The organism is Pseudomonas sp. NMI760_13 (genome assembly GCF_021283245.1).
Classification (GTDB): domain Bacteria; phylum Pseudomonadota; class Gammaproteobacteria; order Pseudomonadales; family Pseudomonadaceae; genus Aquipseudomonas; species Aquipseudomonas peradeniyensis.
In genome coordinates this window covers 106,912-121,745 of sequence record NZ_JAJSRC010000019.1, presented here as the reverse complement: position 1 = coordinate 121,745, position 14,834 = coordinate 106,912, and the positions used below count along the sequence as shown (strand labels likewise).

13 protein-coding genes are annotated in these 14,834 nt (G+C 66.0%); 9 read left to right on the top strand and 4 right to left on the bottom strand.

The window, feature by feature from the left end:
- Positions 1-221 precede the first annotated feature (221 nt).
- From LU671_RS19215 to LU671_RS19205, 3 genes are all read left to right on the top strand, one after another.
- The gene (locus tag LU671_RS19215; RefSeq protein WP_232856569.1) at positions 222-1,097 is read left to right on the top strand and encodes an urea transporter; all 876 of its coding nucleotides are present in this window, start codon (positions 222-224) and stop codon (positions 1,095-1,097) included.
- Positions 1,098-1,142: 45 nt separating this feature from the next.
- Positions 1,143-1,964: an ion transporter gene (locus LU671_RS19210; RefSeq protein ID WP_203651729.1), complete on the top strand. Its 822-nt coding sequence runs from the start codon at positions 1,143-1,145 to the stop codon at positions 1,962-1,964.
- Between the two features lie 220 nt (positions 1,965-2,184).
- Complete coding sequence (locus LU671_RS19205) at positions 2,185-3,183, top strand: sulfate ABC transporter substrate-binding protein (protein WP_232856568.1); 999 nt, start codon at positions 2,185-2,187, stop codon at positions 3,181-3,183.
- Between the two features lie 111 nt (positions 3,184-3,294).
- Here the strand turns inward: LU671_RS19205 and LU671_RS19200 are convergent, their stop codons facing one another.
- The gene (locus LU671_RS19200) at positions 3,295-4,224 is read right to left on the bottom strand and encodes a class I SAM-dependent methyltransferase (protein ID WP_232856567.1); all 930 of its coding nucleotides are present in this window, start codon (positions 4,222-4,224) and stop codon (positions 3,295-3,297) included.
- A 161-nt stretch (positions 4,225-4,385) separates the two neighbouring features.
- Here LU671_RS19200 and LU671_RS19195 point away from each other — a divergent pair, with 161 nt between their 5' ends.
- The 4 genes from LU671_RS19195 to LU671_RS19180 all read left to right on the top strand — a co-directional run bounded on the left by LU671_RS19195 (position 4,386) and on the right by LU671_RS19180 (position 10,699).
- The gene (locus LU671_RS19195; protein WP_203651723.1) at positions 4,386-5,039 is read left to right on the top strand and encodes a DsbA family oxidoreductase; all 654 of its coding nucleotides are present in this window, start codon (positions 4,386-4,388) and stop codon (positions 5,037-5,039) included.
- The gene (locus LU671_RS19190) at positions 5,036-6,139 is read left to right on the top strand and encodes an efflux RND transporter periplasmic adaptor subunit (RefSeq protein WP_232856566.1); all 1,104 of its coding nucleotides are present in this window, start codon (positions 5,036-5,038) and stop codon (positions 6,137-6,139) included. The genes LU671_RS19195 and LU671_RS19190 overlap by 4 nt, the downstream gene beginning before the upstream one ends.
- Positions 6,140-6,175: 36 nt before the next feature.
- Positions 6,176-9,253 (top strand): MexW/MexI family multidrug efflux RND transporter permease subunit, encoded by a 3,078-nt coding sequence (locus LU671_RS19185; protein ID WP_186732917.1) that lies wholly within the window; start codon positions 6,176-6,178, stop codon positions 9,251-9,253.
- Between the two features lie 78 nt (positions 9,254-9,331).
- Positions 9,332-10,699 carry a TolC family outer membrane protein gene (locus LU671_RS19180; protein ID WP_232856565.1) on the top strand — a complete coding sequence of 456 codons (1,368 nt, stop codon included), beginning with the start codon at positions 9,332-9,334 and terminating at the stop codon, positions 10,697-10,699.
- A 675-nt stretch (positions 10,700-11,374) separates the two neighbouring features.
- Here LU671_RS19180 and LU671_RS19175 read toward each other — a convergent pair.
- The 3 genes from LU671_RS19175 to LU671_RS19165 all read right to left on the bottom strand — a co-directional run bounded on the left by LU671_RS19175 (position 11,375) and on the right by LU671_RS19165 (position 12,932).
- Positions 11,375-12,271 (bottom strand): LysR family transcriptional regulator, encoded by an 897-nt coding sequence (locus LU671_RS19175; protein WP_203651719.1) that lies wholly within the window; start codon positions 12,269-12,271, stop codon positions 11,375-11,377.
- A 132-nt stretch (positions 12,272-12,403) separates the two neighbouring features.
- Complete coding sequence (locus tag LU671_RS19170) at positions 12,404-12,760, bottom strand: hypothetical protein (RefSeq protein ID WP_232856564.1); 357 nt, start codon at positions 12,758-12,760, stop codon at positions 12,404-12,406.
- Entirely contained in the window at positions 12,726-12,932 is a 207-nt protein-coding gene (locus LU671_RS19165) for a hypothetical protein (protein ID WP_232856572.1), read from the bottom strand. The genes LU671_RS19170 and LU671_RS19165 overlap by 35 nt, the downstream gene beginning before the upstream one ends.
- On the opposite strand from LU671_RS19165, the gene LU671_RS19160 reads away from it, so the two are divergent.
- Both LU671_RS19160 and LU671_RS19155 read left to right on the top strand, forming a co-directional pair.
- Positions 12,855-14,042 (top strand): hydroxymethylglutaryl-CoA synthase, encoded by a 1,188-nt coding sequence (locus LU671_RS19160; protein ID WP_232856563.1) that lies wholly within the window; start codon positions 12,855-12,857, stop codon positions 14,040-14,042. The two genes, LU671_RS19165 and LU671_RS19160, sit on opposite strands and share 78 nt — an antisense overlap.
- 5 nt (positions 14,043-14,047) lie before the next feature.
- Positions 14,048-14,830 carry an enoyl-CoA hydratase-related protein gene (locus LU671_RS19155; RefSeq protein WP_110739294.1) on the top strand — a complete coding sequence of 261 codons (783 nt, stop codon included), beginning with the start codon at positions 14,048-14,050 and terminating at the stop codon, positions 14,828-14,830.
- Positions 14,831-14,834: the final 4 nt, after the last annotated feature.

Here is a 14,834-nt window from a genome sequence, read left to right as displayed (position 1 = left end):
CCAGTAGCCATGGAGGAAAAGCTCAAGGCAGCGGCATAAACCTTAACCGGTGTCCAAAATTACTTGACCAGTTCAAGGCCGCTCCTACAGGAGACCGCAATCCCTTGTAGGAGCGGCCTTGTGCCGCGAAAGGAGGGCAAAGCCCTCCCGATGCACCGAACCCGCGGAAAACCGAGGCCCAAAGAGGCCCACCGCTCCCCCACCCACCTTACCGACTGCCCATGTACACCAAGAATTTCGTCAACCCGTGCCCCGACTGGGCCACGGCCCTGCTCAACGGCTTCAGCCAGGTACTGCTGCTGCGCAATCCCCTGTGCGGCCTGTGCTGCCTGCTGGCCATCCTGCTGACCGCGCCGAACCTGGTCGGCGGCGCCCTGCTCGGCGCCCTCGCCGGCCTGCTCACCGCCCAGCGCCGCGGCTACGACCGCGCCGACCGCCAGGCCGGGCTGTACTGCTACAACGGCGTGCTGATCGGCATCCTGATCAGCGCCGTGCTGCCCTGGTCGGCGATCCTGCCGCCACTGATCATCGCCGCCGGCGGCCTGTCGAGCATGCTCACCCACCAGTGGCGCAAGCGCGGCGGCAAGCTGCTGGTGGCCTATACGGCACCCTTCGTGCTGCTGGGCTGGGCCACCCTGCTGCTGGCCGAGCCGTCGGCCAACGGCTATGTCGAGGCCGATCCGGTGTATGCCCTGCTATGCGGCGTGGGGCAGATCTTCCTGCTCGACAAGCCCATGGCCGGCCTGCTGATCGTCATCGGCATGTACTTCGCCAACCCCTATGCCGCCACCTGGGCAATCATCGGCTCGGCCATCGGTGGCGGTGTCGCGTTGCTGGCGGGCGAGGCACAGGGGGCCTGGCTGGGGCTGTACGGTTTCAATGCGGCACTGGCCGCGCTGGCCTTCAGCCGCCAGGGTGAGAAGCCTTGGGTGACCTTGCTCGCCATCGCCTGCGCCCTGGTGCTGCAACCTCTGTTCAACCTGCTGCCGATCGCCGGGCTGACCGCGCCGTTCGTCACCGCCTGCTGGCTGATGCACCTGGGCAACCACCTGGCCCAGGTCAACCAGCGCCGTAACGCGCCTCGCTTGCACAGCTGAAACACAGCCCCTAGGCTCTGCCCATTCGCACAATGGAACGCGCCCATGGACAACCCTTCGAGCCTGCGCGAGCGGCTCTACGTCATCGTCTTCCAGACCGACACGGTCGCTGGAAGACGCTTCGACAAGATCCTCCTGCTGATCATCCTCGCCAGCCTGGTCACGGTGATCCTCGACAGCATCGACGATGTTCACCAGAACTACGCCGGGCTGCTGGCCGGTATCGAGTGGGGCTTCACGGCGATCTTCCTCGCCGAATACATCACCCGCCTGTACTGCTCGCCCAAGCCGCTGCGCTATGCCTTCAGCTTCTACGGGCTGGTCGACCTGCTGGCGATCGTGCCCGGGATCATCGCCCTGTACTACAGCGACGCCCAGTACCTGCTGATGATCCGGGTGATCCGCATGCTGCGGATCTTCCGCGTGCTCAAGCTCAGCCCCTACCTGAAGCAGGCCCACTACCTGCTGGCGGCGCTGCAGGGCAGCAAGCAGAAGATCATCGTGTTCCTGGTCAGCGTGTCGACCCTGGTCACGGTGTTTGGCACGCTGATGTACGTGATCGAAGGACCGGAGCACGGCTTTACCAGCATTCCCAAGGGCATCTACTGGGCCATCGTCACCCTGACCACGGTGGGTTTCGGCGATATCGTGCCGAAGACGCCGCTGGGGCAGGTGCTGTCGTCGCTGGTGATGATCACCGGTTACTCGATCATTGCCGTGCCCACCGGCATTTTCACCGCCGAGCTGGCCAATGCCCTGCGCGGCGAGCAGTTGCAGCATGACTGCCCGACCTGCGCCAAGCACCACCACGAGCATGGCGCGGCGTTCTGTTCGCGGTGTGGCAATGCGTTGTTTCCCAAGCAGTGAGGCTGACTGTGCTGGCCCTTTCGCGGGTAAACCCGCTCCCACAGGGGTTTCGCAGTGTTCAAGGGCTGCTCAGTACCTGTGGGAGCGGGTTTACCCGCGAAGAGGCCGGCACTGACAACGACATAACCAAAGACCGTTTTGTTCTTTAACCCACGCAAAGCCACCCGCTATAGTCGCTGGCATATCGCCAACCCTTTGAACCAGAACAAGGAATGCCCCAGTGAAAAAACTCTTCAGCGCCTCGCTGCTCGCCGCGGGCCTGACCCTGGGCAACCTCGCCCAGGCCGCCCCGACCCTGCTCAACGTCTCCTACGACGTGATGCGCGACTTCTACAAGGACTACAACCCGGCGTTCCAGAAGCACTGGGAGAAAGAGCACAACGAGAAGGTCAACCTGCAGATGTCCTTCGGCGGCTCGAGCAAGCAGGCGCGCGCGGTGATCGATGGCCTGCCGGCCGACGTGATCACCATGAACATGGCCACCGACATCAACGCCCTGGCCGACAACGGCAAGCTGGTGCCGGACAACTGGGTGAGCCGCCTGCCGAACAACAGCGCGCCGTTCACCTCGGCCACCGTGTTCATCGTGCGCAAGGGCAACCCCAAGGCGCTTAAGGACTGGCCGGACCTGCTCAAGGATGGCGTGCAGGTGATCGTGCCCAACCCCAAGACCTCGGGTAACGGCCGCTACACCTATCTCTCGGCCTGGGGCTACGTGCTCAAGCAGGGCGGTGATGAAACCAAGGCCCGCGACTTCGTCGGCAAGCTGTTCAAGCAGGCGCCGGTGCTGGACACCGGGGGCCGCGCCGCCACCACCACCTTCATGACCAACCAGATCGGCGATGTGCTGGTGACCTTCGAGAACGAGGCCGAGATGATCGCCCGCGAGTTCGGTCGCGACCAGTTCGAGGTGATCTACCCGAGCGTGTCGGCCGAGGCCGAGCCGCCGGTGAGCGTGGTGGACAAGGTGGTGGCCAAGAAAGGCACCCAGGCCGTGGCCGAGGAATACCTGAAGTACCTGTGGTCGCCAGAGGCTCAGGAGATCGCCGCGAACAACTACCTGCGCCCGCGTGACGCAACCGTACTGGCCAAGTACACCGACCGCTTCCCGAAAGTCGACTTCCTGTCGGTGGAGAAGACCTTCGGCGACTGGCGCACCGTGCAGAAGACCCACTTCAATGATGGTGGCGTGTTCGATCAGATCTATACGAACAAGTAACCAACGCCCCCTGTAGGAGCGGGCTTGTCCCGCGATGGCGTCAGCCCAAGCAATGATGTTGCCTGGTCTGACGCCATCGCGGGACAAGCCCGCTCCTACAGGAGTCCTGCCTCAGGTCTGCTGGCAGAACACCAGGGCTTTGAGGCCACCCTCCGGATCCGCATCCGGAAACTCCGGCGGATTCTCCAGCCGCTCGACGAACGCCAGCCCCGGCGCCTGCTCGGCCATCCCCTCGATGAGAAACTGCGGTCCGATCCCCGGGTCGTTGACGCAGGCCAGCACCGTGCCGCCTTCAGTCAACAACTCCGGCAAACGCCGAAGGATCTTGGCGTAGTCCTGAGTCAGCACGAAGCTGCCACGCTGGAAGGTCGGCGGGTCGATGATGATCAGGTCGTAGGGCCCGTACTTGCGCACCTTGCCCCATGACTTGAACAGCTCATGCCCCAGGTACGCGACCCGCGAAGCGTCATGGCCGTTGAGCCGGTGGTTATCGCGGCCCCGGGACAGCGCCGACTTGGCCATGTCCAGGTTGACCACCTGCTCGGCGCCGCCGGCGATCGCCGCCACCGAAAAACCGCAGGTGTAGGCGAACAGGTTGAGCACGCGCTTGCCGGCCGCCTGCTCGCGCACCCAGCGTCGGCCATAGCGCATGTCGAGAAACAGGCCGTTGTTCTGGCGCACGCCCAGGTCGAGCAGGTACTTCAGGCCATCCTCGACCACCTCGCGCTGCTGGCACGGCGCGCCCCACAACCACTGGCCGGGGCTGTCCGGCAGGTAGCGGTGCTGCAGCAGGATGGCCTGGCCGGTCCACTGCGGGCGTTCGGCCAGCGCCATCAGCATGGCTTCAAGCTCTGCCAGCTGGCCCTCGGGCGGCTCGCGGAACAGCGCCACCAGCAGCACGCCATCGAGCCAGTCGACGGTGATCTGCTCGAGCCCCGGCCAGCAACGGCCACGGCCATGGAACAGGCGGCGGGTCTCCAGGGGGGCGGGATCGAGGGCGGCGAGCAGGTGCTGCTCAAGGGTGGCGATGGCTGGGCTCATGTCGGCTACGGTCAGGCAAAAGCGCCATTCTACCTGCTCGCGGCCGGGCCGGGCGGCCATCGATGAAGGGGATGAGAGGGTTTGCGGCACTTTTGTCGCTTTTTTCTTGCCGGGGCGCTGTGGATAGTGCGGCCATCCCTCCCTGAAACCGGATCACTGCCATGTCACCCCTGAAAGTCGAATTCTTCCACGATGTCGTCTGCGGCTGGTGCTTCGTCCTCGCCCCGCGCCTCAAGCAGCTGCAGGACGAACTCAACCTGGACATCCAGCACCGCAGCTTCATCCTGCAGACCAGCCGCGAGGCGATGGTCGAGCGCTTCGGCTCGATGCCCAAGGCCAAGGAAACCATCCTCAGCCACTGGCTGTCGTGCTCGCGCGCCGAGGACGTCAAGCGCATCAACATCGAAGCCATGCGCCAGCAGGACTTCGAATACCCCACCGGCCTGCTCGCCGGCCTCGCCTGCCAGACCGCCAAGGCGCTGGGCGGCAACGAAGGCCACGAGCGTATGTTCGACCGCCTGCAGGAAGCCCACCTGGTGCAGGCCCGCAACATTGGCGACCGCGCCACCGTGCTGGCGGTCGCCACCGAGGCCGGCTTCGACCCGCAGGCCTTCGCCACGGCATTCGACCAACAGGCCCCGCAAATGCTCGACGAAGAGCTGGCCCTGGGCCGCCGCCTGGGCATCAGCTCGGTACCCAGCCTGGTGATCGATGGCCGCTACCTGGTCCCCGGCGCCCTGAGCCTCGAGCAACTGCGCCAGACCTTCATCCAGGTCCGTGCCAACCAGAACCAGGCACAAGGAGCCGCACAATGAACAATCGCTACTGGATCGCCGCCGGCACCTCGCTGTCGCTACTGGCCATGGCCCTGCTGCCCGCCCCGGCGGTGATGGCCAACGACGCCCCCGCCGCCCAGGCCAACGCCACCCCGGTGGCGGTCGCCCGGGTGCAGTCCGGCCCCATGCCGCAGGTGCTCAGCGCCGTCGGCACCCTGGAGGCGGTGCACCAGGTCAATGTCTCGCCGGAAGTCGGCGGGCGCATCACCGCGCTGGAGTTCACCGCCGGCAAGGCCGTGGCCGCCGGCCAAGTGCTGGTCAAGCTCAACGACGCGCCCGAGCGCGGCGAGCTGGCCAAGCTGCAGGCCCAGGCCAAGAACGCCAAGCTGGCCCTGGAGCGCACGCGCAAGGTGCTGCCGCTGGCCTCCACCCAGGCCCAGCTGGATCAGGCCCAGGCCAACTACGACCAACTGCTTGGCGAGATCGCCCAGGTCCAGGCGCAGATCGCGCAGAAGACCATCCGCGCCCCGTTTGCCGGCGTGCTGGGCATCCGCAAGGTCAACCTCGGCCAGTACGTCAGCCCCGGCGACAGCCTGGTGACCCTCACCGAGCTGTCGCGCCTGCATGTCAACTTCCCGCTGCCCGAGCAGTCCGCCGCCGCCCTGCAGGCCGGCCAGGCCATCACCCTCAAGGTCGACGCCTGGCCGCAGCAGCGCTTTGTCGCCGCGGTCACCACCCTGGAGCCGCAGATCGATCCGGGTGCCCGCTCCATGCAGGTGCAAGCGACCCTCGACAACCCCGGCCAGCAACTCAAGCCGGGCATGTTCGCCAACGTCAGCATCGAGCTGCCGAGCCACGCCGACGTGCTCAGCGTGCCGGAAACGGCGATCAGCTACAGCGCCTACGGCAACTCGCTGTACGTGCTGCGCGAGAAGGACGGCGCGCTGCGCGTGGAGCAGGTGTTCGTCAAGCTCGGCGCCCGCCGCGACGACCGTGTAGTGGTGCTCGACGCGCTGACACCGGGCGACCGCGTGGTGGTGTCCGGGCAGATCCGCCTGAGCAATGGCATGCCGGTGCGGGTCACCGACGACACCCTGGCCGCCAGCACCACGCGCAAGCCGGACCTGGCCCAGCAGTAATGGGTTTGCGTGCCACTGAAAAGGACCTGTAGCACCATGAAATTCACCGACCTGTTCATCCGCCGCCCGGTACTGACCCTGGTGGTCTGCGCGATGATCGTCATGCTTGGCCTGCTGGCGCTGCTGAACCTGCCGATCCGCCAGTACCCGCAGCTGGAAAGCGCGACCATCACCATCACCACCGAATACCCCGGCGCCCGCTCGCAGCTGATGCAGGGCTTCGTCACCCAACCCATCTCGCAAGCCGTGGCCTCGGTCGACGGTGTCGACTACCTGAGCTCGACCTCGACCCAGGGCAAGAGCGTCATCAGCGTGCGCCTGAAGCTCAACGCCGACTCCAACAAGGCCCTCACCGAGATCATGGCCGCCGTCAACCAGGTCAAGTACCGCCTGCCCGAAGGCGCCTACGACTCGGTGGTGGCCAAGTCCTCCGGTGAAGGCACGGCGGTGATCTACATCGGCTTCTCGAGCAAGGACATCGGCCTGCCGGCGATCACCGACTACATCTCGCGGGTGGTGCAGCCACGCGTGGCGGCCATCGACGGCGTCGCCGAGGCGCAGATCCTCGGCGGCCAGAAACTGGCCATGCGCCTGTGGCTGGACCCGGCGCGCATGGCCGCGCGCAACCTGTCGGCCAGCGACGTGGCCGAGGCCATCCGCCAGAACAACTTCCAGGCCGCCCCCGGGCAGACCAAGGGCCAGTATGTCTCGGCCAACATCAACATCAACACCGACCTGACCAGCGTCGACCAGTTCCGCCAGATGGTGGTGCGCCGCGACGGCGACACGCTGATCCGCCTGAGCGACATCGGCACCGCCGAGCTCGGCGCCACCTCCTACGACACCAGCGGCATCATGGACGGCGAGCCGGCGGTGTTCATCGGCCTGCACGCCACCCCCGCCGGCAACCCGCTGACCATCGTCGGCGCGGTGCAGGAGATGATGCCGCAGATCCGCGAGACCATGCCGCCGGGCATGACCGCCAACATCGTGTTCGAGGTGGCGCGCTTCATCCAGGCGTCCATCGACGAGGTGGTCAAGACCCTGATCGAGGCCGTGGTGATCGTCGCCGTGGTGATCTTCCTGTTCCTCGGCTCGCTGCGCAGCGTGCTGATCCCGCTGGTGACCATCCCGCTGTCGCTGATCGGCGCGGCGGCGATCATGAGTCTGTTCGGTTTCAGTATCAACCTGCTGACCTTGCTGTCGATGGTCCTGGCCATCGGCCTGGTGGTGGACGACGCCATCGTCGTGGTGGAGAACGTCCACCGCCATATCGAGGAAGGCAAGTCGCCCTTGCAGGCGGCGCTGGTCGGTGCCCGCGAGATCGCAGGCCCCGTGATCGCCATGACCCTGACCCTGGCCGCGGTGTACGCACCCATCGGCCTGATGGGCGGGCTGACCGGCGCGCTGTTCAAGGAGTTCGCCTTCACCCTCGCCGGCGCCGTGGTGGTGTCCGGCGTGGTGGCGCTGACCCTGTCGCCGGTGATGAGCGCCTTCCTGCTCAACCGCCAGGCCAGCGAAGGACCGATGGCCCGTGGCGCCGAGCGCTTTTTCCAGTGGCTGGGCAAGGGCTACGGGCGTGTGCTGGACGTCTCCCTGCACCACCGCTGGCTGACCCTGGCGATTGCCGCAGGAGTCTTCGTCAGCCTGCCGATCCTCTACCTCGGCGCCCAGCGCGAACTGGCGCCGGTCGAGGACCAGGCCCAGGTGCTGGCAGTGGCCAAGGCGCCGCAGTACGCCAACATCGACTACACCGAGATGTACGCGCACCGCATGGACCGCCTGTTCGCCACCTTCCCGGAAACCGACATCACCTGGGTGGTCAACGGCAACGACGGCCCGCGCACCGCGTTCGGCGGCGCCAACCTGAGCACCTGGGAAAAGCGCCAGCGCAGCGCCGACCAACTGCAGGCCGAGATCCAGAAAGCCGTCGGCGAGATCGAGGGCGTGGCCATCTTCGCCTTCCAGCTACCGCCGCTGCCCGGCTCCACCGGCGGCCTGCCGGTGCAGATGGTGATCCAGAGCTCCCAGGACCACCGCGTGGTGTTCGACGCCATGGACAAGATCAAGCAAGCGGCCATGGCCAGCGGCCTGTTCGCCGTGGTCGACTCCGACCTGGACTTCAACAGCCCGCTGGTCAACATCAACATCGACCGCAGCAAGGCCAACGACCTGGGCATCAGCATGCAGGCCATCGGCGACGCCCTGGCGGTGCTGGTAGGCGAGAACTACGTCAACCGCTTCGCCCTCGACGGCCGTTCCTACGATGTGATCCCGCAGGTGGCACGGGCCCAGCGCCTGTCGGCGGAAATGTTGGTCGGCCAGTACGTCAAGGCCGCCAACGGCGCCCAGGTGCCGCTGTCGACCCTGGTCAGCTTCGACATGTCGATCGAGCCCAACAAGCTGACCCAGTTCAACCAGCTCAACTCCGCCACCCTGCAGGCGGTGCCGGCACCGGGCGTGAGCATCGGCGACGCGGTGCAGTTCCTCGCCGCCCAGGCCAATGCCCTGCCCACCGGCTTCAGCCATGACTGGCTGTCCGATGCGCGCCAGTTCGTCCAGGAAGGCAGCGCCCTGGTGGTGACGTTCATCTTCGCCATCCTGGTCATCTACCTGGTGCTGGCGGCGCAGTTCGAAAGCCTGCGCGACCCGCTGGTGATCCTGGTCAGCGTGCCGATGTCGGTGTGCGGCGCGCTGATCCCGCTGTACCTGGGCTACGCCACGGTGAACATCTACACGCAGATCGGCCTGGTGACCCTGGTCGGCCTGATCAGCAAGCACGGCATCCTCATGGTCGAGTTCGCCAACGAACTGCAGCAGGCCGACCAGCTCGACCGCCGCACGGCCATCGAACGCGCCGCGCAGATTCGCCTGCGGCCGATCCTGATGACCACCGCGGCCATGGTGGTGGGCCTGGTCCCGCTGCTGCTGGCCAGCGGCGCCGGTGCCCACAGCCGCTTCAGCCTGGGCCTGGTGATCGTCATCGGCATGCTGGTCGGCACGCTGTTCACCCTGTTCATCCTGCCCACCGTGTACTCGCTGCTGGCCAAGGACCACCGCGCCAGCGAAGACCCACGCCTGCAGGAACTGGCCGCCTACACCCAGCCGGCCTGACCCCTTCGCCCGCCCTCCCCTGTGGCAGCCGTGATCGGCTGCCCCTGGGAGCGGCCGGCCCGAATTAAGAGAAACGACATGCTACGTAAGACCCTTCTGCCCCTGCTGCTCCTGGCGCCCCTGGCCCAGGCCGTTGCCGCCGAGCGTGCGACGCTGATGTCGGTGTACGCCCAGGTGGTTGAGCACAACAGCGACATGGCCGCCGCCCGCGAGAACTACCTGGCCCGCCGCGAGGCCGTGCCCCTGGCCCGCGCCCGCCTGCTGCCGCAGGTGGCCCTGGATGCCGAGGCCGGCGACGTGCGCAGCGACCGCCGCCAGGTCGAGCAGCGCAGCGGCAGCCTGTACCGCCTGAGCCTCGACCAGCCGTTGTTCGACCTCAGCCGCTGGTTCGACTTCAAGGCCGCGCAGTCCGAGAACGAACAGGCCGAACTGGACTTCTCGGCGTTCCAGCAACAGCTGATCCTCGACACCGCCAGCAGCTACTTCGACACCCTGCTGGCCGAGGACAACCTGGCCACCGCCAAGGCCGAGCTGCGCGCCTTCGACCGCCAGTTGCAGCAGACCCGGCTGAGCTATGACGCCGGCCTGTCCGACCAGAACGACATGCTCTCGGCCCAGGCCAGCTTCGACCGCGCCAGCGCCAACCTGATCGACAGCCAGCGCCGCAGCGAAGACGCCTACCAGGCGCTGATGCGCCTGACCGGCCAGGCGCAACCGGCATTGGCCGGGATCCGCCACAGCCTGCCGGTGCAGGCGCCGGTGCCCGAGCGCGCCGACGCCTGGGTCGAGCAGGCCATGGCGCAGAACCTGCGCCTGCGCGCCAGCCAGGCCGCCGTCAGCCAGGCCGGCCAGACCCTGCGCAGCAGCAAGGCCGATCACCTGCCGACCTTCAACCTGGCCATGGGCTACGCCGAGGGCGACAGCGACCTGATGGACTCCAGCGCGCACTTCGGCCAGCGCCCCGGCAACCAGCGCGACAGCTCGGTGATGGTGCAGATGAAGCTGCCGCTGTTCAGCGGCGGCGGCACCAGCGCGCGGGTGCGCCAGGCCACCCATGAGCTGGCGCGCACCGAGTACGGTCGCACCAGCCTCGAGCGCGAGGTGCTGGAAGGTTCGCGCAACGCCTTCCGCGCGGTGGTCAGTGATGTCGAGCAGGTGCGCGCGCGGCGCCAGAGCATCATCTCCAGCCAGGGCTCCTTGCGGGCGACCGAGGCGGGGTATGAGGTGGGCAGCCGCAACATCGTCGATATCCTCGATGCGCAGCGCGACCTGTACAACGCGGTGCGCGACTACAACGTCTCGCGCTATGCCTACATCGTCGACAGCCTGCGGCTCAAGCAACAGGCCGGCAGCCTGAGCCCGGATGACCTGCGCGAATTGGCGGGGTATCTGAAGCTGGATTACGAGCCGGAGCGGGACTTCCTGCCGAGTGATCTGCGGGGTTGACTGGGAGCACTGCCCAGTTCGATCTTTCACACGAAGTAGGTGGCCGCCGTACGCGGGGTGAGAAACCGACGCACTGAAGCCGGCCAGACCAAAGTCTGCCCGCGTACGGCAACCATGAAGCATTGACCTGGCAGCGCCCGAATCGCGGGGCAAGCCCGCTCCCACGACAGCACTTTGGAGCGAGAAACAAATGGTGGCAGCCGTGCACGGGGTGAGAAACCGAGGCGCAAGAAAAACTCGGCCAGACCGAAGTCTGCCCGGGCACGGCTGCCATAACTGGATTGCCGATACTTTACGCCTCGGGTTCTCACGCCCGGTCACCTGGTGTGGCGACCCAGTGAAGTTATCTGCGGGGTATTTCCCCGACAACGCGGCGGCTTCCGGCAAGCGCGTAGGGTAGATCCCAAGCTTTGCTGGCTGAAGCATTTGGTTTCAGGTTCGGAAAGATCTGACAGTCTTCGAGATGGCTGGGGGGCTGCCGCTTAGGGCGCAAAGTACCAGCGTGGGAGCGGGCTTGCCCCGCGATCACCGGCGAAGCCGGTGCCAAACACCGCATCGCGGGGCAAGCCCGCTCCCACGCTGCCCCAGTTAAATCAAAGAATTGTATTTTGCTTCATGAAAGCGGCCTTGTGCCGCGAAAGGGCTGCGCAGCAGCCCCGGCTACCGCCCCAACAATCACCCCGGCCGATACTCCCGACACCGCTCCCGCAATATCTGCGCCAGCAACCGCACCTCGGGACTGTGCCGGTACTCCTCGGGATACCCCATGTACATCGGCACCTCCCGCTCCCGCTGATGCTGCAGGTTGACCCGCACCAGCCGCCCTTGCGCCAACCCCTGCTGCACCCGATGCTCCGGCAACCAGGCAAAGCCCATCCCCCGTTCGACGAAGCTCTCGGCCGCCGCCAGGCTGCTCACCGTCCAGCGCTGCGAGGTCCCCAGCCAGCCACTGTTCTGCGAATTGCGCGTGCCGGAATCGCGGATCACCACCTGCCGGTGGTTCTTCATGTCGTCCAGGCTCAACTCCCCCTGCGCCTCGCTCAGCGGGTGGCTGGCCCCCACCACGCAGACCAGCGAGACATTGAGCAGGAACTCCTGCAGGTAGCCGGAAGGCAGGCTGCTGGCGATACCCAGCTCGACCTTGCCGTCTTCGAGCAGCTCGCGGGCCCCGGACAACGCCGTTTCGTACAGGCGGATACGGTGATCCTTGTACTCCAGGGCAAACTCCTGCAACGCCTGCTGCAGCAATTCGATGGGGAACAGCACATCCACCGCCAGCGCCTGCTCGGTGAACAGCCCGGGCTGGTACTGGTTGGCCAGGTGCTCGAGCTTCTGCGCCGCCCCCAGCAGGTGCTTGGCCTGGGGCAGCAGGGCCTTGCCCAGGGAGGTGAGCACGGCCTTGCGGCCTTCGATGATGAACAGCTCCTGGCCCAGGAGCATTTCCATGCGGTTGACCGAGTGGCTGATGGCCGACTGCGACTTGTACATGTGCTCGCCGGCCTGCTGGAAACCGCCGCACTCGACCGTGCAGACGAACGCGCGCCACTGATCGAGACTGATCTTGGAAAACACCACTACCTCCTTGTGTACCCGAAAGCCGGGCGACGAATCCTGTGTCCTGCGGCGTTGTACCACAGCTGTGCCCGACACATGAAGACCATGCCGCGATGCGCGCACTTTTTGTCACTATTCGCCCGGCGCGGTTCATGCGACAACAACCTCCCTCACGGTGCCCGGCACTAATGGATGAATAATGGACAAGGAAGTCCCGACCATGCAGATATGCACAAGCGATACGGCATAAATATATAGCCAAAACAACAGGTCAATCAGGCGATAACACCGCCATAAAATTTTCATATTAAAACAATTGAAAATTTTAATTGCCCAATTGTTCGACAATCCGCTCATCACCCCTTTGCACAAGCCTCGTGGAATCACGGGGCGCACGCCTGCGCGCGATAAATAAACGCCGAACTTTCCACCCTCAAAAAACCATGAACTGGCGTCATCAATCCCATCGGAATTATTCGCTTTTTTTGCCAAAAGCTTCAGCCGCAATAATTAAATGGCCAGCAGGGCCTGGCACCGGAACAACAAGACCGGTTGTGTATTTTGGGATTTTTTCAACAGTGAAAAATAATTGGGCATACACATGAAAATCGGCATTGATGATATTGGGCTGTCTGTACCGCAACACTTTTTCGCACTGGAAGAACTTGCCGAACGGCATGGTATCGATCCGCAGAAATACCTGGTCGGCATCGGCCAGGAGTTCATGGCCGTGCCGGCCCCGGACGAAGACATCGTGACCCTGGCGGCCAACGCCACCCTGCCGCTGCTCGATGACGCCACCCGCGCCTCGATCGCCACGGTGATCCTCGCCACCGAGAGCGGCATCGACCAGTCCAAGGCCGCCGGCCTGTTCGTCCACAGCCTGCTCGGCCTGCGTGCCGACTGCCGCGTGGTGGAGTTCAAGCAGGCCTGCTACGGCGCCACCGCCGGCTTGCAGATGGCCCGTGCGCTGGTCGCCCAGCGCCCTCACGAGAAGGTGCTGGTGATCGCGACCGACATCGCCCGCTACGAGCAGAACTCCGAAGGCGAATGCACCCAGGGCGCCGGCGCCGTGGCCATGATCGTGGCCGAAAACCCGCGCCTGCTGGAACTGCACCCGCACCAGGGCCGCTACAGCCTGGACGTCTCGGACTTCTGGCGGCCGAACCTGCGCAGCACCGCGCTGGTCGACGGCAAGCTGTCGATCGAGGTCTACCTGGAGTCGCTGCGCAACGCCTGGCAGAGCTACCGCGCCGACGGCGGCCTGGGCCTGGAAGACATGAGCTTCCTGTGCTTCCACCAGCCGTTCACCAAGATGGCGAAGAAAGCCTTCTCGGTGTTCGAGGCGATCGAGCCTGAAGCAGCCAAGGCCCTGGGCGAGAAGGCCTATTCCACCAGCCAGCTGTACGGCAAGGCCATCGGCAACTGCTACACCGCCTCGCTGTACATCGCCCTGCTGTCGCTGCTGGACAACAGCGACGAGGACCTGACCGGGCGCAACATCGGCCTGTTCAGCTACGGCTCGGGCAGCGTCGGCGAGTTCTTCAGCGCCACCGTGGTGCCGGGCTACCAGGCCCATTCGCGGCGCAAGGCGCATGCGCGCATGCTGGCCAGCCGCACCCGCCTGGGCCATGAGCAGTACAGCAGCTGGTTCTACGGCGACAACCACCCGGCCGTGGCCGACTACAGCACCCCGTACGTCACCGGCGGCGCGTTCCGCTACGGCGGTTGCGAGGGCTATCGCCGTCAGTACGAGAGCACCGCCCTGTCCCTGAAGATGGCGAGCTGACGACCATGAGCGACGTGCTGCTGAGCTGGCCGCAACCCGCGGTCGCCTGCCTGACCCTGAACCGTCCGCATGCCGGCAACGCCCTCGACGAGGCCCTGCTCGGGGCCTTGCACGAGCAGCTGCAGGCCCTCGCCGAGCACCCGGGGCTGCGCGCCCTGGTGCTCGACGGCGCCGGCGAGCACCTGTGCACCGGGGCGGACCTGGAGTGGATGCGCCGCAGCCGCGACTTCGACCATGCGCGCAACCTGGAGGACGCCAGCCTGCTGGCCAACGTCCTGCAGCGCCTGGACGACTTCCCGGTGCCGGTGTTGATGCTGGCCCGCGGCGCGGTGTTCGGCGGGGCCCTGGGCCTGCTGTGCTGCGCCGACCACGTGCTGGCCGCCGAGGATGCGCGCTTCTGCTTCAGCGAGGCGCGCCTGGGCCTGGCCCCGGCCTTGATCAGCCCCTACGTGGTGCGCGCCATGGGCGTGCGCCAGGCACGGCGCTACATGCTCTCGGCCGAGGTGTTCGGCACCGAGGATGCGCTGCGCCTGCAGCTGGTCCACCGCCTGGTGCCCGCCGCCGAGCTGGAGCAGGCCCGCGACCGCTGGCTGGCCACCCTGCTGCAGACCGGCCCCCAGGCCAGTCGCGAGATCAAGCAGATGCTGGCGCGCCTGGCAGGCCGCGACCACCTGCTCGACGAGCAGGGTTGCAACCTGCAGCTGATCGCCCGCCTGCGCACCTCCAGCGAGGGCCAGCACGGTCTTGCCGCCTTCTTCGAACGCAGCCGCCCCGACTGGGCGCAATGAACCC

Excerpts from the sequence above, each read along its gene's own strand:
- LU671_RS19215 (WP_232856569.1), top strand. The coding sequence starts at position 222 with ATGTACACCAAGAATTTCGTCAACCCGTGCCCCGACTGGGCCACGGCC.
- LU671_RS19210 (WP_203651729.1), top strand. The coding sequence starts at position 1,143 with ATGGACAACCCTTCGAGCCTGCGCGAGCGGCTCTACGTCATCGTCTTC.
- LU671_RS19200 (WP_232856567.1), bottom strand. The coding sequence starts at position 4,224 with ATGAGCCCAGCCATCGCCACCCTTGAGCAGCACCTGCTCGCCGCCCTC.
- LU671_RS19195 (WP_203651723.1), top strand. The coding sequence starts at position 4,386 with ATGTCACCCCTGAAAGTCGAATTCTTCCACGATGTCGTCTGCGGCTGG.
- LU671_RS19190 (WP_232856566.1), top strand. The coding sequence starts at position 5,036 with ATGAACAATCGCTACTGGATCGCCGCCGGCACCTCGCTGTCGCTACTG.
- LU671_RS19185 (WP_186732917.1), top strand. The coding sequence starts at position 6,176 with ATGAAATTCACCGACCTGTTCATCCGCCGCCCGGTACTGACCCTGGTG.
- LU671_RS19180 (WP_232856565.1), top strand. The coding sequence starts at position 9,332 with ATGCTACGTAAGACCCTTCTGCCCCTGCTGCTCCTGGCGCCCCTGGCC.
- LU671_RS19160 (WP_232856563.1), top strand. The coding sequence starts at position 12,855 with ATGAAAATCGGCATTGATGATATTGGGCTGTCTGTACCGCAACACTTT.
- LU671_RS19165 (WP_232856572.1), bottom strand. The coding sequence starts at position 12,932 with ATGCCGTTCGGCAAGTTCTTCCAGTGCGAAAAAGTGTTGCGGTACAGA.
- LU671_RS19155 (WP_110739294.1), top strand. The coding sequence starts at position 14,048 with ATGAGCGACGTGCTGCTGAGCTGGCCGCAACCCGCGGTCGCCTGCCTG.